The sequence below is a fragment of the Anaerococcus sp. Marseille-Q5996 genome (assembly GCF_946893725.1).
Lineage (GTDB): Bacteria > Bacillota > Clostridia > Tissierellales > Peptoniphilaceae > Anaerococcus > Anaerococcus martiniensis.
The window spans coordinates 224,560-242,065 of sequence record NZ_CAMPPE010000002.1; the positions used below are offsets into that span (position 1 = coordinate 224,560).

The following is a 17,506-nucleotide window of genomic DNA, read 5'->3' on the forward strand; positions in this document are numbered from 1 at the left end:
ATAAGGAGCTAATATGACAGAAAAAATTGAACTTCATGGACATGAGCTAGAATTTTTAAAAAACAACGGCAAGGCTGTAATAGAAATAGATCTAGGCGAAAGAACTGATGAATGTTATTTAATAGATATTTTTACAGTTGATCAAATAGATTATGTAGCTCTAATTTCTAGTGAAACTAATGAAATTTATATTTTCTATTATGAAGACTCATTTGAAAATGATGAGATAGATTTGAAAGTAGTTGAAGATGAGGAAGAATTAGAAGAAGTGTTCCACTTATTTACTCATTATTGGGATGATGAAGCACTTGATAACCTTGTAGAAGAGTACAATTCTGACATCGAACACTTTGATGGATTTGAAGATGAGGATGACTTTGAATATGGAATTGACGAAGAAGATATCCTTGAGGATTCTGATTCTATAGATGAGTAATCCATACTATTCCATTAGTGAATATTACAAAGATACCTACGGAGAAAAAATTTATAAGTTACCTATAAAACTTTCTCTAACTTGCCCTAACAGGGATGGAGCAGCTTGTTATGGAGGTTGCATATTTTGTGGAGAAAGTGGTGGGAGTTTTGAAAATCTACCTTCTTATATGACAGTAGATGAACAACTTGAAGAAAATAAAGATTATATAGGTAGTAGGTATAAGGCAAATATGTTTATTGCATATTTTCAAAATTTCACAAATACTTACATGTCCTTAGAAGAATTTAAGGAAATAATTAAAGCTTGTGATAAAGATTATATTGTTGCGGTTTCTATATCAACTAGGTCTGATTCTGTAACAGAAGATAAATTAATTTTTTTAGACCAATGGTCAAAAGAAACTGGAAAAGACATCATATTTGAACTTGGACTTCAAACAGCAAATTATAAAACCCTAGAAATATTAAATAGGGGAGAGGATTTAGCTGATTTTATATACGCTTGCAATCTATTAAATAAATTTAATTTTAGAATTTGCACTCACGTTATATTATCCCTACCATGGGATGATACTAGAGATGTTAGACAAACAGCTAGAATTATAAATGCACTTAATGTAAAAGAAGTTAAGATTCATTCTTTGTTTATAACTAAAGATACAAAACTATATGAAATGTATCGAAACAATGAATTTGAAATGCCAAGTAAAGACGAATATGAAGATAATGTAATCGATTTTTTAAGATTAATAAAACCAGATATAGCTATTCAAAGACTTGTAGGTAGGGCTCCAAAAGAAGATACAGTTTTTTGTAATCGGGATACTTCATGGTGGCTTATAAGAGATGAAATAATTGAAACTATGAATAATAAAGGATATATCCAAGGTGATAGATCCAAAAGAATTATTTTTGATAAAATAAAGGGGGATAAATCATGATTTATTATGTACTAGGACAATCAGGAACAGGTAAAACTCAATATCTAATTGAAGAGGCTAATAAAGAAAGAGAAAAAAATCTAAATAACATCGTATTTATTAATACAGATGACGATAAAACAAGAATCTTAGATCACCAAGTTAGGGTAATCAATGCGAAATCTTACGGAATCTGCTGCATTTGCTCTTTAAAAGGATTTATTGCAGGTATCCTTGCTCGTGATTATGATATCGGAAAAGTTTATGTTGATGGTATATATGACATACTTGATTTAGAAACTGAAGATTTAGAAAAATTAACTAATGAGTTAAATGAGCTTTCTGAATATGCTAAAGCTGATATCTATCTTGGTTTAGATTGGTCAAAAGATGATATCCCTGAATCAACCAAAGCTAACATTATTGAAGTTAAATAATAACTAAATATTTGGCCGTCTCTATGAGACGGTTTTTTAATTATGATTAAAGAAATAGAAAAACTTAAACAATTTGAAACATTCAGAAAGGAATCCATAGATTTATTAGAAGAATCAAAAGTTGATAAAGAAACTTTTTTGTCAAAAAATCTATCTTTTCTAGAAAAACTTAATTTAAAACCATTTACTACAATAAATACAGTAAATGAGGCCTTGTATAATTATCATTATTACAATCTTTTAGCAAAGAAATCTAACCTAGATGCCCAAAAAGTGATTCATAATGTTAGAAAAAAGAAAATTTATATCAAACATATAAATCAAAGAGAAAATTATTATCACTTAAAGGATATGGCTACCTTAAGATTGATTGAGATTTTAAGATATGAAAATATGGAAAGCTACTACATAATTTTAAAATCAAATAGATTAAAGGGTGAAATATTTGAAATATATGTGAAAAACATGGACCAAGCCATATTACATTCTAAAAGTAAATTAATTTTAGAAAAGCTAAAAGAACATGAAGTTTTTGTAGATGAAGAAAGGCAATCACTTATTGATTCTTATGTAAATAAAACCTATTAGTATGATTGAAATTACAATATCAAAAAATGATGCTAATCAAAGATTTGATAGATTTTTAAGAAAATATTTTGAAAATGCTCCCTTATCTGTTATACAAAAAAATATTAGAAAAAAGAATTTTAAGATAAATGATAAAAGAGCCAAGGCTGACACTTTTGTCTATGAAAATGATAAAATAAAAATGTATATTTCTGATGAAAATTATGAGAAATGGATTACAAAAACTGATTTTAAACCAATTGATTTTAATTTTGATATAGTTTTTGAAGATGAAAATATTATTTTAATGGATAAGGATAGTGGGGTTTTAACCCATTCAACAAATAAAAATGATTATGGAAATAATCTGGTTGACTTTATGCTCTCATATCTTTATAAAACTCAACAAGTTGACAAAAGTGATAAAACTTTTAACCCTGCTGTTGTAAATAGACTTGATAGAAATACCGCTGGTATTGTGATTGGTGCAAAAAATGCAGATTCACTTAGAGCTTTAAATGAAGCTATTAGAGAAAATAATATAGAGAAATATTATCTAACATTAGTAAAGGGCGAAATAACCAAAAACTTCACAGTAGTTACAAATATTTCGAAAAATGAAAATAAGAATAAAATAAAAAGCTCTAAAGATGGATCTAGAATAATAACACATTTTAGACCTATTGAAAGCAATGGAGAATACACACTTTTAGAATGCCAGTTAGTTACGGGAAAAACTCATCAAATTAGATTTTCACTAGCTCAAAATAAGACTCCTATTATTGGAGATAGAAAATACGGAGATAAGAATACTAATAAGTTTTTAAATCAAAAATTTAAAATCAATAACCAAATTTTATTAGCATATAAGATTGTTTTTAATGAGATAGAAAATTTAGAATATTTAAAAAATAAATCTTTTGAGTCTAAGAAAACAAATGATATACTAAAATTAAAAGAAAGAATATTTAGTTTATAGGTGGGATTATGAAAAAAGTTATTGGTATAGATTTAGGTGGGACTAAGATAAATGCTTGTTTGATAGAAGAAAATGGAGAAGTCCTTCAAAGAAGTAATGTAGTTACTGAGGCGAGCAAGGGAAGAGATATAGTCTTACAAAATATTAGAAAAGCAATAGAAAAACTGGATTACAAAGATGCTTTAGCAATAGGCATAGGTACACCAGGATTTATTGATGCGGAAAATGGAATAGTTACCTTTGCTGGAAATATAGAAGGTTGGACTGGTCTTAACTTAAAGAAAGCTGTAGAAGAATTTGTAGATGTCCCTGTATTTGTAGAAAATGATGCAAATATTGCTTTACTTGCTGAAAAGTGGATTGGATCTGCTAAAAATTATAAAGATATTGTAATGATTACACTAGGAACAGGTGTAGGTGGGGCAGTTTATAATGAAAAATCAGGTCTACTTTCTGGTTCTCATTTTCAAGGAGCAGAGCTTGGCCATATAATCTTACATCCAGATGGGGATTATTGTACTTGCGGTCAACATGGATGTGTTGAAGCCTATTGTGCAGGTAGTTCTATAAGCAAACACTATGAAAAACTTACTGGAGAAGTTCTTTCAGGAGAAGAAATATTAAAATTATGTCATAAAGATCTAGCAGCAGAAAAAGTTTTAAATCAATATCAAAAAGATTTGGCATATTTTTTGACAAGTTTAAGAAATATTTTTGATCCAGAAGCTATTGTAATTGGTGGTGGAGTAATCCATTCTAAAGACATTTGGTGGAATGGTATGATAGAAAAGTTTAATCAAGTTTGCAATAAAACTGAAAGTATAAACATTATACCAGCAAGATTTTTAAATGATGCAGGTGTTATAGGTGCTGGAAAAATTGCTTTTGAAAGGATAAGAAATGGAAAATAATAAGGTTTTGATTCTAGATGATGAAGATTCTATAAGACAGTTTATGAAAATAAACCTTGAATATCAAGGCTACCAGACAGTTGAGGCTGCTAGTGGGGAAGAAGCAATAAGAGTTTTTGAAGAAGAAAACCCAGCAGTAGCTATATTAGATGTTATGCTTCCTGGCATAAGTGGATATGAAGTTTGCCAAGCTATCAGAGAAAAATCTCCCAGAACTGGAATTATAATGGTTTCTGCAAAATCACAAGACATAGATAAAATTTTAGGGCTTGAAAGAGGGGCAGATGACTATATAATTAAACCATTTAACCCCCAAGAATTGATTTTAAGAGTTAGGTCTCTTATGAGAAGGGTAAACCTTAGCTCGGCAGAACCAGAAAATAAAAATACAAATACACTTTCCGATGGTCCATTTACCTTAGATTTGTACTCAAAATCATTTTATAAAAATCAGACAGAGATAGATGTTACTCCAACTGAGTTTGCAATACTTAAAAACTTTATACAAAATAAAGGAAAGGCAATGACTCGAGATGAAATAATGGAGCAAACTTGGGGAGAAAATTATAGCAATGATACCAAAATTGTTGATGTAAACATCAGAAGAATAAGATCAAAAATTGAAGAGGATCCAGCAAAACCTCAATTTATTGAAACCGTGTGGGGCACAGGCTATAGATGGAAGTAGAATCAAAAAATACCAGCATATTAAAATCAAATAATTCCTACAGGCAAACTATTATTAGAATTATAATGCTTTTTGTAATTACTGTTGTTATAGGTTTTGAGATTTTTGCTTACAATAGTATAAGAAACTACTATGAGTCAGCCCTAATTGGATCAATGCTTAATCAAGCCAGAATAAACCAATTGCAATTTAACAACTATATGAATAGATATGATTTATCAGATATAATAATCGGGGATAAAAATGCTTTTTACAGAAATAATGAAACCCAGGTTCAAATATTGGATAATTCTGGAACTGTTCTTTTCGATTCTCAAGCTAGCAATTTAGTAGGTGTTGAGCTTTCTACTTTAGATGTTAATAATGCAAAAGAAGGTCAGCAAGGCACATTTAAAAGTATAAATAATCAAACAAATGAAGAAGTATTATCACTTTCATATCCACTAAGCTCTAATGAGAATCAATCGGGAATTCTCAGATTAACTTCATCTATGAGTAAAGTCAATCAGAGAATAAAAAATGATATGATTTTTTACATAATATTTGGAATTTCCGTTATTATTATAACATTTTTAGTAGCCTTATTAGCTTCCAAACGTGTTATTGCACCAATTTTAGATTTGATTGGAGTATCTGAAAAGCTGGCAGCAGGCGATTTTAAACAAAGAGCCAAAGTAGAAGGTAATGATGAATTATCTGAATTAGCTTCTACTTTAAACTTTATGAGCGATAATATTGTAAAAAGAGAGGATATGAAAAATGAGTTTATATCTTCTGTTTCACACGAGCTTAGAACACCTTTAACTTCAATAAAAGGATGGGCTATAACCCTTCAATCAAAAGATATACAAGAAAATCATGATATGCTCAATCAAGGACTATCAATTATTGAAAGTGAAGGCGATAGATTATCAATGATGGTAGAGGATTTACTAGATTTTTCAAGACTACAATCAAGTAATTTTAAATACAATAAAGATAGGCTCGATATTGTAGAGCTTGTAAAACAGGTCCACACTCAACTTACACCACGTGCTACAAATGAAAATATAGAATTTACCATAACAAGTATTTACAAATCCGTAATGGTTTATGCTGATAAAAACCGTATGAAAGAAGTGTTTATCAATATAATTGACAACGCTATAAAATTTACAGATGATGGTGGGAAGATAGAGATCCTAATAGATCAGATCGATGATAATGTTTCGGTAACTATTAAGGATAATGGTGAAGGCATAAAAGAAGATGAAATTGCCTTTGTTTCAAGTAAATTTTACAAGGGTAGCTCATCAAAGTCTCAGACAGGTTTGGGACTTTCAATTTGTGAAGAGATCATAAAGGCTCATGATGGAAAACTAACAATAAAAAGTAAGTATGGGTCAGGAACATCTGTCATAGTAGAAATACCGAGGTTAGAAGATGACAAAGAGAATTAAATTTATATTAGGGTTAATAATAGCAATTTTTCTTACATCTTGTACCAATTCAAATCCTGAAGAATTAAGTGATTTAATAAAAGCACCAGAAACTTCTAGTCCTATTTTAGAGGGGACTTGGCAAGTAAGTAAAATTGAGGATATAACAAATAATAATCCAATTTCAGATATACAAATTGGTGAAAAACTATATATAGATAAAAATCTAGTGGCCATGAATGATGAATATGCTTTTCCTCCCACATTTACTTCAAAATATGTAAATTTATATGATTATTTAGCTAATAGAGGTTATGATTTTGAAAAAATAGAAAAAGAAGAATCAGCAATAGTAGTCAATGCATCTGAAGGGCAATTTTTTGCAAGAGATTTTATACAAAGAAGTGAAGATGAAATATTTTTTATTGCTGATGATAAAATTGTATACCTATCTAGATTTTCAAAAACTGTTGACCCAGAGATAATAGACAAATATACAACACTTGCTAATAAGGAACGTGTTAATTTAAAATCCGATCAAAATGCAGTTGAAGATACAAGTTTGCTATTAGGGGTAAGGGAACGAATAGATTTATCTGATGGAAAACAGGATTACGACTATTACACTTATTATGTAAACATAAACCCAAATGGAAAAGTACATTATAAAAAAGCTTATGATATTTTTTTACGCGGACAAAACGAATATTGGAAAGTTAGGTCACCTAAAAGTAGTGTAACTGAATTATTTGATAAAATTGAAGCTTTTCCTGCTAGACTAGAAAATGAAATGGACGAGCAAGATAATATTAATCGTTACAGCTTTAAAGACTTTGATATGGATATAAGATTAAATTATGTTGATATGAATTTTATTTCTTTTTCATATACAACACCCTTATTTGACAATACCATTACACAGTATGGAGTTTTAGGAACTAACGAGCTTGAGGATAATAAATTAGTATCTATAGAAGAATTTACTGGTGAGCAGGATGCCTACGATCAGTTTAAGAACATGGTTATAAATGAAGCAACAAATAAGGACTCAAAAATAGATCCCAACGATTTAATAATAGAAAATACGAATTTTGGCTTGGTAAGAGATAATGGAGAATGGAGTATCCAAACTTCAATTTATACTGAGGAAAGTCAAAAAACAGCTTCTAGTCAAATTCCTGTAAGAAACTATATCGAAGAAAATACATCTTCAGATTTATTCGTTAGCCGAGATCAAGTTAGAAATATAAATCCACAAGAAAAAGATTATAAGCTGATTCCTAATACAAAATATTTAATTATACAAACAGCTGATGAAATTTTATTTCATAGGATAAATGATGGAAATATTGAAAAGAATCCATTTTTCTCAATACCAACACCAAATCCTACTAGCTTTATTTCCTTTGACCAACAAATCGGAACCAATGCTAAAAGTCTAGAGCAGACCTTTGTTAACTCAAATACAATAATTGGTGGAAATTAATTTATTGAAAGTGTTTTTTTAAAATGTTATCATATTTCTAGGAGAAATTATGGAAATAGTATTCGCAAGCGGTAATATCGATAAAGTTAATCAAGTAAAACTCATCTTAGATGAAGTAGATTTAAAGACCCCAGTGGATTTTGGAATAGAAAACTACGAGGTTGAAGAAAATGGCAAAACCTTAAAAGAAAATGCCTATAAAAAAGCAAAAGCACTTTTTGATTTGATAAATAAAGCAACAATAGCAGATGATACTGGATTATTTGTAAAATCATTAGACGGTAGACCAGGGGTATATTCCCACAGATATGCAAATCAAAATCCCACTTATAAAGAAAATCGAGATAAATTATTAAGTGAATTAGAAGAAAAAATCGATCGTAGAGCATATTTTGAAACTTGTCTTTGCTTTATAGATGAAAACGGGGATGACCACTACTTTTTTGGTAAACTTCCGGGTACCATTACAAGTCAAGAAAGTGGAGATTATGATTTTGGCTATGATCAAATCTTCATGCCGGATAATTTTGATATTACTCTTGGAGAGATGACTAAAGAAGAAATAAACAAAATTTCTCATAGGTCAAAGGCCTTTAGCCAATTTAAAGAATATTTAAGAAAGAAACAATAATGAAAGTATTAGTAACAAGTGACACTCATGGGATTTATAGCCAAATAAGCGATTACATTTTAAGCCACGATGACATCGATTTGTTAATACATGCAGGAGATGGAGTTGGTGATGTTGAAAGTATTGGCTATGAAACGGGTATAAATTATGAAGTTGTTACAGGAAATAATGATTACTCTTCAAATGAAGCTTTTGATAAGGTGATTGAAGTTTATGACTTAAGAATTTTTCTCACACATGGTCATAGATATGATGTTTATTATGGAGAAGACAAAATCATAGAAAAAGCAAAAGAACTAGATTGTGATATAGCAATCCATGGCCATACCCACGAATGCATAACTACTTTAAAAGATGGAGTTACTATACTTAATCCAGGGTCAGTAAGTATGCCAAGAGATGATAATCCTGGGTTTTTCATCTTAGATATAAACAAAAGCTCTTTTGAAGTAACAAGAGTAAAGACAAATAAGGAGTTCTAATGACAGGTTTGATTAATCTTATCACTCAGTATTCATCAAAATTAAATATCTTACCTATAGTTGTTGTGATGAATATTATAATAACCGTCCTTATTCATTTTTTAACAAAAAAGAAATTTCCAAAATTTTTACCATCTTTGATATTAGGTATTGGAGCATTGGCTTTATTAATTTATTCTTTAAAAATATTTACATCACCAAGAGGTTTAGACATAACTTGGATAGCAGTATTTTTAGGAACTAGTGCCTTAGTTGGATTATTTACATGCTTTATAATTGATTTAACTAATTCTATAAGAAAAACTAGCGCAAGCATGGAGAAAAATGAAGTATATGTAGCTCAAAAACCAAGAAATATTAGAAAGAAAAAGTCTAATAATATAGAAAAAGCGAGAGTGGCTAAAAAAACTAAGACTAATAACAATTCAAAGGATGAGCTTAGTAAGTTTAATACAAAAAAGATAAAAGCCAATCCAGATGGAAAAGTAAAAGCTAATAGGAAAAATAAATTAAAAGACAAAGATATAATTACATTTGAATCTGAAGACTAAGTCAAGGAGTACGTATGGATAAAGCAGCATTTTTTGATATAGATGGTACACTTTTTAGAAATAGCTTACTGATAGAACATTTTTTACTTTTAACTGCTGATGGCATTATCGACAAAAAAGCATGGACAGAAGAAATTGGACCTTTATTTGACAAATATCAAAATAGACTTGGTGCATACGAAGATTATCTAGATAAGGCTTCCCTTGTATATCAGCAAACTCTTGCAGGAATTGATAGGGCAACTATTGATAAGTATTCAGATATTGTTATAGAACAGAACAAAAATAAGGTTTATAGAATAACAAAAAATGCAGTGAAGTTTCATAAAGAAAATGGATATAAAATATTTTTTATATCAGGATCTCCCATGTTTTTAGTAGAGCATTTTGGAGAAATTTATGGGGCAGACGAAAGTATTTCAACCCTATATGAATTTGATCAAAACAGTACCTTTACAGGAAAAGTGACTCCTATGTGGGATAATAGAAGTAAACTAGGTGCTGTGATGGAACTTTCAAAGAAGTATAATCTAGATTTAGATGCTTCATATGCTTATGGGGACACAAATGGTGACTTAACCATGTTTCAAATGGTAGGAAATCCTCACGCTATAAACCCTTCTTTTGAATTAATCAATAAGCTTTACACCGATAATGAACTACGTGAAAAAACAGTTATTGATATAGAAAGAAAAGATGTGAATTATAGTTTTAAACTGAGTGATATGAAGGCAAGTTTTAAAAAGTTTTAAAAATTTTGATGAATAAAATTTTATTTTAAAAATCTTATAAGCTAAATTGTAAGTTTAATATACATTAATAAACACTTACTGTATATTTTTACGAATAATTTAGTTTTTTTTATTCTGTGGATAAATATATCTAAATAAATTTATTGTCATATATGTTAGAATAGTTACACGAGGTATAAGGAATGAAGGCAGAAGTAAATGAACAATATCCTATAATTGAAAAACTTGAATACAATTTTTTAATAAATGAAGATATATACTCATTTAACACACTTATGTCTTTATTATATGATAAAAACTTTGTAAAGTTCTCCAAAAATGATTACTATGTAAAAGATTATGTGATGAAAAATCTTAAAAAATATTTTTGGAATCTAAGCGATATTGACCAAATAATTTCAACATTAGAAAATTTAATAAAAGACGATCTTAATAGATATGAATTTTGGATATGTGTAAAGGCTCAGTATAGGGCCTTTAAAGACAAAAAAATGATTGATGATTTGGAATGTGATTTGATAAATGATTTGGGCGTTAGTTTTTTGATGGATAATATATATCCAACATTAAACAAATCTGATGCAAAAATTCTTGATTTGGGAGATAAATACAAATCAAATATTTATAATGATAAAAACTTAGTATCAAAATTAAAGGAAAATATGGGCATATACTGTGATTTGAAAATAAAATCTAAAATATACACCCTAGATCATACTACACACAAACAACTTAGATTTGATACTAGTAGCATTTATACAGAAGATATAACCATAAGTCAAACAAAGAAAATTTATGAAAAATCCCAATCTTATTTATATAAATCAATTGTAGATATTTATGCGGAATATTATTATAGAGGATTGTTAAGAGAAGTATTAGAAAGATATCAATAGAGCTTATTTAAGCTCTTTTTATTTTTAAAATTATGAGAATATTAGGAATAGATCCAGGAATTGCAATCATGGGTTATGGCGTGGTTGATTTTGATGGAAATAAGGTTAAAGTAATAGAAAACGGTGTAATTACAACATCTAGCAAGACAAAAACCCCAGAAAGATTAGAAATTTTGTATGACAATCTGGATGAAATCATAAAAGAATTTCAGCCAGATGAATTTGCAATTGAGGAATTATTTTTCAATCAAAATGTAAAAACAGCCATAACAGTTGGTCATGCTAGGGGTATCCAAGTTTTATGTGCCCAACAAAATAAACTACCAATTTACGAATACACACCACTGCAAATAAAGCAAGCTATAACTGGGTATGGTAGGGCTACAAAAAGCCAAATGCAAAAAACTGTAACTACTCTTTTGAATTTAAAGCAAATACCAAAGCCAGATGATGCAGCAGATGCACTTTCTGTTGCTCTTTGTCATGCTTTAAGTCAGAGATTTAAAGAAAACTTTAGGATGAATTAATGATTTCATATATTATCGGTGATGTAAGGACGATAAATGAAGAAGATTTTATAATAGAAAATAATAATATGGGTTATCAAATCAAAACTTCTTTATCAACTCTTGCGCTAATTGAATTAAATAATGAATATAAAATATATACATCTCTTCAAGTAAGGGAAGATGATATGAGCCTATATGGTTTTTACTCAAAAGAAGAATTAGAAATGTTTTTACTTTTAACATCTGTTTCTTCAATAGGCCCAAAAAATGCCATAACAATATTATCTTCCCTAGGAGTAGAAGATATTAAGCTTGCTATTGCAAACAATGATATAGATGCACTTACAAGAGCAAAGGGTGTTGGCAAAAAAACTGCCAGTAGGATTATTTTAGAATTAATGGATAAGGTAAAACTTATGCCATTAGCTAAAAAATCAGATAAATCTGTTAATCTTCCTGCAAACGAAGATTTAGATGTAGCAAAAGAAGCGCTAATAAATTTAGGTTATGCTCAAAATGATATTTCTAATGTATTGTTAGAATTAAAAGATATGGACCTATCACTTGAAGAATTGATAAAAGAAAGCTTAAAAAGACTTATTTAGGGGCAAATCATGTATGATGAAAATGAAAGAATAGTTGGGTCTAACGAATTAAAAGAGGATTTAACTAACGAAAATTCAATAAGACCTAAATGGCTAAAAGATTATATTGGACAGGATAAGGTAAAAGAAAAACTAGATATTTTTATAAAATCTTCTCTATCAAGAAAAGAACCATTAGACCACGTTTTGCTCCAAGGACCACCTGGGCTTGGTAAGACTACACTTTCATCAATTATTGCTAATGAACTTGGTGTAAATTTAAGAGTGACAAGTGGTCCGGCCATAGAGCGTCCTTCAGATCTTGCAAGTATTCTTACAAATCTTCAACATGGCGATGTTTTATTCATAGATGAAATCCACAGAATAAACAGATCTGTTGAAGAAATTTTGTACTCTGCTATGGAAGATTTTGTTTTGGATATAATAGTAGGAAAAGGACCAAATGCCCAATCAATTAGGATTGACTTAGAAAAATTCACTTTGGTAGGTGCAACAACAAGGGCTGGTCAATTATCAGCACCCTTAAGAGATAGGTTTGGAGTATTACTTTCATTAAGCTTATATGATGCAGATGACTTAACAACTATTATTAAACGTTCTGCAGGTATCCTAGATATTGAAATAGATGATGAGGGTGCCTATGAGATTGCAAAAAGATCTAGAGGTACACCAAGAATTGCAAATAGACTTTTAAAAAGAGTTCGCGACTATGCTATTGTTAGAAAAGAAAGCAAGATAGACTGGCAAACAAGTAAAGAAGGTTTAAATTTACTTGAAATAGATGACATGGGTCTAGATACAATGGATAAAAAAATTGTAATGACCATGTATGATAACTTTAATGGAGGCCCTGTAGGAATAGATACTATAGCAGCTTCTACAGGTATTGAAAATGTTACTATAGAAGATGTTTACGAACCATATTTGTTGCAAATAGGTTTTTTATCAAGAACTCCTAGAGGTCGTGTTTTGACACGAAATGCCTATGACCACTATGGATTAGTATATGAGGATTAAATGAAAACAGACGATTTTGATTATTATTTACCAGAAGAACTAATAGCCCAACATCCAGCTGAAAAAAGAGACCATGCAAGACTTTTAGTACTCGATAAACAAACTGGGGAAAAAGAAGATAAATTTTTTTATGATATTATCGACTATTTAAATCCTGGTGATGTTTTAGTAATGAATGATACTAGGGTTATACCCGCTAGACTGTTTGGTCACAGAGTAGATAAGGAAGAGTCTATAGAAGTATTTTTACTCCATAATATAGAAGGAAAAACTTGGGAATGTTTAGTGCGTCCTGGCAAAAAAATGAAAATAGGGACTAAAATTATTTTTTCTGAAGAATTATCAGCAGAAGTTAGGGATATAAAAGAAGATGGTAACAGGATAATTGAGTTTTTCTATGAAGGGATTTTTAATGAAATTTTAGATAAACTTGGAAATATGCCGCTCCCACCTTATATAAAAGAAGACCTAGATGAGCCAGAAGAATACCAAACTGTTTATTCAAAGAATCCAGGTTCAGTAGCAGCACCAACTGCAGGCCTACATTTTACTAAAGAACTTCTAAAACAAATAGAAAAAAAAGGAATTAAATTAGCCTATCTTACATTAAATGTAGGATTGGGTACTTTTAGACCTGTAAGTGTTGATGATGTAAACGACCACAAGATGCATAGTGAATTTTATAGTATTAGCCAAGAAACTGCAGATATAATTAATGAAGCTCATTCAAATGGCAAAAGAGTGATTGCCACAGGGACTACAACAATTAGAACTTTAGAAACAGTTTATAAAAACAAAGGTGAAATTACAAAAGATTCTGGCTGGACTGATATATTTATCTATCCGGGATTTGAATATAAGGTTGTTGATGCTCTTATTACTAATTTCCACTTACCAAAGTCAACTTTAGTTATGCTTGTAGCAGCATTTACATCACAAGATATGATTTTAGATACTTATAACTATGCCGTTAAGGAAAAATATAGGTTTTTTAGCTTTGGCGATGCCATGTTTATTCATTAAGGAGACATTTTGGGATTAACATTTGAAGTTATAAAAAAAGATAAAAACTCAAACGCAAGAGTGGGTGTAATCCACACTGCCCATGGGGACATACCAACACCTATTTTTATGCCAGTAGGTACTCTTGGAACTGTAAAAACCATGACAGTCGAAGAATTAAAAGAGATGGATGCCAAAATAATTTTGGGAAATACCTACCACTTATATCTAAAACCTGGCATGGATATTATGAAAAAAGCTGGTGGTCTTCATAAATTTATGAATTGGGATAGGCCAATACTTACAGATAGTGGAGGATTCCAAGTATTTTCTTTAGCAGAAAATAGAAAAATAAATGAAAATGGTGTAGAATTTAGATCTCATATTGATGGTTCAAAACACCTATTTACTCCTGAAAAGGCTATTTCTATTCAAAATGATATACATTCTGATATTATGATGAGTTTTGATGAGTGTGTAGAAGCGCCAGCTGATTATGATTATGTAAAGCAATCCATGGAACGTACTATTCGCTGGGCAAAAAGAGGACTTGATTATCATAAGGAACACTCACATCCAGACCAATCTCTATTTGGTATTGTCCAAGGTGGTTTATATAAGGATTTAAGAGAAAAATCTGCCCTAGAGACCACTGCTATGGATTTTGATGGTTTTTCTATTGGTGGTCTATCTGTAGGAGAGACTAAAGAGGAAATGATTGATATTTTAAACTTTACTACTCCACTACTTCCTTATGACAAACCTAGATATAATATGGGGGTTGGAACTCCAGATTATTTATTTGAGTCATTTGAAGCAGGAATTGATATGGCAGACTGTGTGCTACCAACAAGAATTGCTAGAAATGGAACAGCCCTTACATCACAAGGAAGACTTGTAGTAAGAAATGCAACTTATAAAGAGGATTTTACCCCTCTAGATCACGAATGTGATTGTTATACTTGTAAAAATTATTCTAGGGCCTATATTAGACATCTGATAAATGCAAATGAAATTCTAGGTGCAAGGCTATTAACCTACCATAACTTATATTTCCTTTTAAAAATGTGTGAAAATATAAGGCAATCAATTATGGAAGATAGGTTCTTAGAATACAAAGAAGAATTTTATCAAAAATATGGCTATTAAATGAGACTTGAATATATAATATTAATTATCCTATTATTTGGATTTTATGAGACATCTATAAAAGATGATATAAAGCGAAAGAAAAATAGAGAATATGTATATGATAATCTAGAAATAGGTTCAAAAATTGTTACTTATACAGGAATAATTGGTGAAGTTACTGATATAGATGGAGAAGTAGTGACAATTTTGTCTGGTACATTTGATAGTATAAGTAAAATTAAGATAAAAAAATCTGAAGTTGAAAATATCATTTAAAAAGGGGCAGAAATGCCTCTTTTATTTTATAAAAAGTTAAAAAATGGTATAATTTTCCTATTAGGGATGGTGAAGCAATGAGCAATTGGTTTATATATAACAAAAAAGAAAATTATATAAATAACTTAAAACATAATAATATTACCAAACTTGAAGCTTTAATTTTAGCAAATAGGGACATAGTGGGTGAACAAACGTTAGAAATGTTTTTAAATCCAAGTTTGGATAAATTACATGATCCATTTTTGCTAAGAGATATGGACAAAGCTGTAAGTGTAATTATTGAAACTATGAAAGTAGGGGGAGAAATTAGAATTTTTGGTGACTATGACCAAGATGGTATAGCTTCTGTAATGACTCTCCTTGACGGTCTACTTTTTTATTATGACAACATTAGCTATGACATCCCGCAAAGAGTAAAAGAAGGGTATGGAATATCATCTGGCATGGTGGAAAAAGCTATAGCAGACAATGTTAGCTTAATCATAACATGTGATAATGGTATCACTGGATTTGATCAAGTAAAAGAATTAAAAAAGGCTGGATTAAATGTAATTGTCACCGACCACCATGAGATAGAAACTTCAAATAATGGTGAATGGGCCAGCCAGCTTTTACCAGAAGCAGATGCTGTTATCAATCCTAAAAGAATAGACCAGGATTATCCGTTCAAAGATTTATGTGGAGCTGCGGTTTGTTTTAAATTAATGACTGCTCTATTTCAAAAACTTGACGGAGATTTTGATTATCTTTACGGACTTTTAGAATATGTAGCCATGGGAACTGTTTGTGATATAGTTTCTCTTACTGATGAAAATAGAATATTCGTAATAGAAGGACTTAAAAGATTAAATTATACTGAGAAGCTTGGAATTAAAGCGGTTCTTGAAGAAAGTTCTTGGTCTAAAGAAATTGATGTCTACACCTTAGGTTTTATATTGGGTCCAACTATGAATGCAACAGGTAGACTATCATCTGCAAAAATGGCTATAGAATTATTGATGGAAGAAGATATTGATAGGATCTATGAGCTTGCTAAAGAATTAGTCGAACTTAATAACGAAAGAAAAAATCTAACTCAAGAAGGGCTAGATAAGTGCCTCGCAACCATAGAAGAAAATAAATATTTTGAAGATGATGTGATAGTAGTCTATGAACCATCTATAAACGAATCAATATGTGGGATTGTTGCAGGACGTATAAAAGAAAAATATTATAGACCAACTATCATTCTTACAAATTCTAATACTGAAGGTCTTGCAAAGGGATCTGGAAGATCTATTGAAACTTATAATATCTACCAAGAAGTTTTAAATTTTAAGGAAAATTTGGAATCATTTGGTGGTCATCCAATGGCTTGTGGACTTTCTATAAATATAGATAGAATTAATGATTTAAGAAAATTTTTAAATGATAATTCATCATTGACTGATACACAAAAACAAAAAATAATAAACATTGATAAGGCAATTGATATTTCTAAACTTTCATTAGAATTTGCAGAGAGCTTAGAAAAACTTCAGCCATTTGGCAAAGACTTTGAAAAACCTATTTTTGCTGATAAGAGCGTAGATATAACTCAAATCGCAATGATAGGCAAAGATAAGAAAACTATGAAAGTCTCCCTCCACAAGAATGGCGTATATGTAAATGCTATTAAATTTAATGCAGTAGATGATTATGAATATTTGCGAGACAAATTTAATGGTCAAATAGAAGGAAAAAAAATTGATGTAGTCTATTACCCAGATATAAATGAGTTTAGAGGCAATAGAAATCTTCAGTTAAAGCTTATTGATATTAGATGAGG

Annotated in this window: 21 protein-coding genes; all 21 read left to right on the forward strand. The window is 30.0% G+C overall.

The window, feature by feature from the left end; genetic code table 11:
• The first annotated feature begins 13 nt into the window (after positions 1-13).
• The 21 genes from OC526_RS03580 to recJ all read left to right on the forward strand — a co-directional run bounded on the left by OC526_RS03580 (position 14) and on the right by recJ (position 17,504).
• Positions 14-436, forward strand: coding sequence for a DUF1292 domain-containing protein (locus OC526_RS03580; RefSeq protein ID WP_316043766.1), 423 nt, complete (start codon positions 14-16; stop codon positions 434-436).
• On the forward strand, positions 429-1,379 hold the full coding sequence (locus tag OC526_RS03585) for a TIGR01212 family radical SAM protein (RefSeq protein ID WP_262122219.1): 951 nt from the start codon (positions 429-431) through the stop codon (positions 1,377-1,379). Before OC526_RS03580 ends, OC526_RS03585 begins: the two co-directional genes overlap by 8 nt.
• Positions 1,376-1,795 carry a hypothetical protein gene (locus tag OC526_RS03590; RefSeq protein ID WP_262122220.1) on the forward strand — a complete coding sequence of 140 codons (420 nt, stop codon included), beginning with the start codon at positions 1,376-1,378 and terminating at the stop codon, positions 1,793-1,795. The genes OC526_RS03585 and OC526_RS03590 overlap by 4 nt, the downstream gene beginning before the upstream one ends.
• Before the next feature lie 42 nt (positions 1,796-1,837).
• Entirely contained in the window at positions 1,838-2,383 is a 546-nt protein-coding gene (locus OC526_RS03595; RefSeq protein ID WP_262122221.1) for a DUF6648 family protein, read from the forward strand.
• A gap of 1 nt (position 2,384) precedes the next feature.
• On the forward strand, positions 2,385-3,341 hold the full coding sequence (locus OC526_RS03600) for an RluA family pseudouridine synthase (protein WP_262122222.1): 957 nt from the start codon (positions 2,385-2,387) through the stop codon (positions 3,339-3,341).
• A gap of 8 nt (positions 3,342-3,349) precedes the next feature.
• On the forward strand, positions 3,350-4,252 hold the full coding sequence (locus OC526_RS03605; RefSeq protein ID WP_262122223.1) for an ROK family protein: 903 nt from the start codon (positions 3,350-3,352) through the stop codon (positions 4,250-4,252).
• On the forward strand, positions 4,242-4,940 hold the full coding sequence (locus tag OC526_RS03610) for a response regulator (RefSeq protein ID WP_262122224.1): 699 nt from the start codon (positions 4,242-4,244) through the stop codon (positions 4,938-4,940). The genes OC526_RS03605 and OC526_RS03610 overlap by 11 nt, the downstream gene beginning before the upstream one ends.
• Positions 4,931-6,379, forward strand: coding sequence for a sensor histidine kinase (locus OC526_RS03615; protein WP_262122225.1), 1,449 nt, complete (start codon positions 4,931-4,933; stop codon positions 6,377-6,379). Before OC526_RS03610 ends, OC526_RS03615 begins: the two co-directional genes overlap by 10 nt.
• Positions 6,363-7,844 (forward strand): hypothetical protein, encoded by a 1,482-nt coding sequence (locus OC526_RS03620; RefSeq protein WP_262122226.1) that lies wholly within the window; start codon positions 6,363-6,365, stop codon positions 7,842-7,844. Before OC526_RS03615 ends, OC526_RS03620 begins: the two co-directional genes overlap by 17 nt.
• 49 nt (positions 7,845-7,893) lie before the next feature.
• Positions 7,894-8,475, forward strand: coding sequence for an RdgB/HAM1 family non-canonical purine NTP pyrophosphatase (rdgB, locus tag OC526_RS03625; protein WP_262122227.1), 582 nt, complete (start codon positions 7,894-7,896; stop codon positions 8,473-8,475).
• Positions 8,475-8,957 (forward strand): YfcE family phosphodiesterase, encoded by a 483-nt coding sequence (locus OC526_RS03630; protein WP_262122228.1) that lies wholly within the window; start codon positions 8,475-8,477, stop codon positions 8,955-8,957. The genes rdgB and OC526_RS03630 overlap by 1 nt, the downstream gene beginning before the upstream one ends.
• Positions 8,957-9,508, forward strand: a complete 552-nt coding sequence (locus OC526_RS03635) for a hypothetical protein (protein WP_262122229.1) — start codon at positions 8,957-8,959, stop codon at positions 9,506-9,508. The genes OC526_RS03630 and OC526_RS03635 overlap by 1 nt, the downstream gene beginning before the upstream one ends.
• A gap of 14 nt (positions 9,509-9,522) precedes the next feature.
• Positions 9,523-10,260 (forward strand): HAD family hydrolase, encoded by a 738-nt coding sequence (locus OC526_RS03640; RefSeq protein ID WP_262122230.1) that lies wholly within the window; start codon positions 9,523-9,525, stop codon positions 10,258-10,260.
• A 182-nt stretch (positions 10,261-10,442) separates the two neighbouring features.
• Complete coding sequence (locus OC526_RS03645) at positions 10,443-11,156, forward strand: hypothetical protein (RefSeq protein WP_262122231.1); 714 nt, start codon at positions 10,443-10,445, stop codon at positions 11,154-11,156.
• A 32-nt stretch (positions 11,157-11,188) separates the two neighbouring features.
• Positions 11,189-11,683, forward strand: coding sequence for a crossover junction endodeoxyribonuclease RuvC (gene ruvC / locus OC526_RS03650; RefSeq protein WP_262122232.1), 495 nt, complete (start codon positions 11,189-11,191; stop codon positions 11,681-11,683).
• Positions 11,683-12,270 (forward strand): Holliday junction branch migration protein RuvA, encoded by a 588-nt coding sequence (ruvA, locus tag OC526_RS03655; protein ID WP_262122233.1) that lies wholly within the window; start codon positions 11,683-11,685, stop codon positions 12,268-12,270. The genes ruvC and ruvA overlap by 1 nt, the downstream gene beginning before the upstream one ends.
• A gap of 9 nt (positions 12,271-12,279) precedes the next feature.
• Positions 12,280-13,287, forward strand: coding sequence for a Holliday junction branch migration DNA helicase RuvB (ruvB, locus tag OC526_RS03660; protein ID WP_262122234.1), 1,008 nt, complete (start codon positions 12,280-12,282; stop codon positions 13,285-13,287).
• Positions 13,288-14,310 carry a tRNA preQ1(34) S-adenosylmethionine ribosyltransferase-isomerase QueA gene (queA, locus tag OC526_RS03665; RefSeq protein WP_262122235.1) on the forward strand — a complete coding sequence of 341 codons (1,023 nt, stop codon included), beginning with the start codon at positions 13,288-13,290 and terminating at the stop codon, positions 14,308-14,310.
• Positions 14,311-14,319: 9 nt separating this feature from the next.
• Entirely contained in the window at positions 14,320-15,438 is a 1,119-nt protein-coding gene (gene tgt / locus OC526_RS03670; protein ID WP_262122236.1) for a tRNA guanosine(34) transglycosylase Tgt, read from the forward strand.
• On the forward strand, positions 15,439-15,696 hold the full coding sequence (locus OC526_RS03675; protein ID WP_262122237.1) for a preprotein translocase subunit YajC: 258 nt from the start codon (positions 15,439-15,441) through the stop codon (positions 15,694-15,696). It abuts the gene before it with no gap.
• Positions 15,697-15,773: 77 nt separating this feature from the next.
• Positions 15,774-17,504, forward strand: a complete 1,731-nt coding sequence (gene recJ, locus OC526_RS03680) for a single-stranded-DNA-specific exonuclease RecJ (protein ID WP_262122238.1) — start codon at positions 15,774-15,776, stop codon at positions 17,502-17,504.
• Positions 17,505-17,506 lie beyond the last annotated feature (2 nt).

Excerpts from the sequence above, each read along its gene's own strand:
- OC526_RS03580 (WP_316043766.1), top strand. The coding sequence starts at position 14 with ATGACAGAAAAAATTGAACTTCATGGACATGAGCTAGAATTTTTAAAA.
- OC526_RS03585 (WP_262122219.1), top strand. The coding sequence starts at position 429 with ATGAGTAATCCATACTATTCCATTAGTGAATATTACAAAGATACCTAC.
- OC526_RS03590 (WP_262122220.1), top strand. The coding sequence starts at position 1,376 with ATGATTTATTATGTACTAGGACAATCAGGAACAGGTAAAACTCAATAT.
- OC526_RS03595 (WP_262122221.1), top strand. The coding sequence starts at position 1,838 with ATGATTAAAGAAATAGAAAAACTTAAACAATTTGAAACATTCAGAAAG.
- OC526_RS03600 (WP_262122222.1), top strand. The coding sequence starts at position 2,385 with ATGATTGAAATTACAATATCAAAAAATGATGCTAATCAAAGATTTGAT.
- OC526_RS03605 (WP_262122223.1), top strand. The coding sequence starts at position 3,350 with ATGAAAAAAGTTATTGGTATAGATTTAGGTGGGACTAAGATAAATGCT.
- OC526_RS03610 (WP_262122224.1), top strand. The coding sequence starts at position 4,242 with ATGGAAAATAATAAGGTTTTGATTCTAGATGATGAAGATTCTATAAGA.
- OC526_RS03615 (WP_262122225.1), top strand. The coding sequence starts at position 4,931 with ATGGAAGTAGAATCAAAAAATACCAGCATATTAAAATCAAATAATTCC.
- OC526_RS03620 (WP_262122226.1), top strand. The coding sequence starts at position 6,363 with ATGACAAAGAGAATTAAATTTATATTAGGGTTAATAATAGCAATTTTT.
- rdgB (WP_262122227.1), top strand. The coding sequence starts at position 7,894 with ATGGAAATAGTATTCGCAAGCGGTAATATCGATAAAGTTAATCAAGTA.
- OC526_RS03630 (WP_262122228.1), top strand. The coding sequence starts at position 8,475 with ATGAAAGTATTAGTAACAAGTGACACTCATGGGATTTATAGCCAAATA.
- OC526_RS03635 (WP_262122229.1), top strand. The coding sequence starts at position 8,957 with ATGACAGGTTTGATTAATCTTATCACTCAGTATTCATCAAAATTAAAT.
- OC526_RS03640 (WP_262122230.1), top strand. The coding sequence starts at position 9,523 with ATGGATAAAGCAGCATTTTTTGATATAGATGGTACACTTTTTAGAAAT.
- OC526_RS03645 (WP_262122231.1), top strand. The coding sequence starts at position 10,443 with ATGAAGGCAGAAGTAAATGAACAATATCCTATAATTGAAAAACTTGAA.
- ruvC (WP_262122232.1), top strand. The coding sequence starts at position 11,189 with ATGAGAATATTAGGAATAGATCCAGGAATTGCAATCATGGGTTATGGC.
- ruvA (WP_262122233.1), top strand. The coding sequence starts at position 11,683 with ATGATTTCATATATTATCGGTGATGTAAGGACGATAAATGAAGAAGAT.
- ruvB (WP_262122234.1), top strand. The coding sequence starts at position 12,280 with ATGTATGATGAAAATGAAAGAATAGTTGGGTCTAACGAATTAAAAGAG.
- queA (WP_262122235.1), top strand. The coding sequence starts at position 13,288 with ATGAAAACAGACGATTTTGATTATTATTTACCAGAAGAACTAATAGCC.
- OC526_RS03675 (WP_262122237.1), top strand. The coding sequence starts at position 15,439 with ATGAGACTTGAATATATAATATTAATTATCCTATTATTTGGATTTTAT.
- recJ (WP_262122238.1), top strand. The coding sequence starts at position 15,774 with ATGAGCAATTGGTTTATATATAACAAAAAAGAAAATTATATAAATAAC.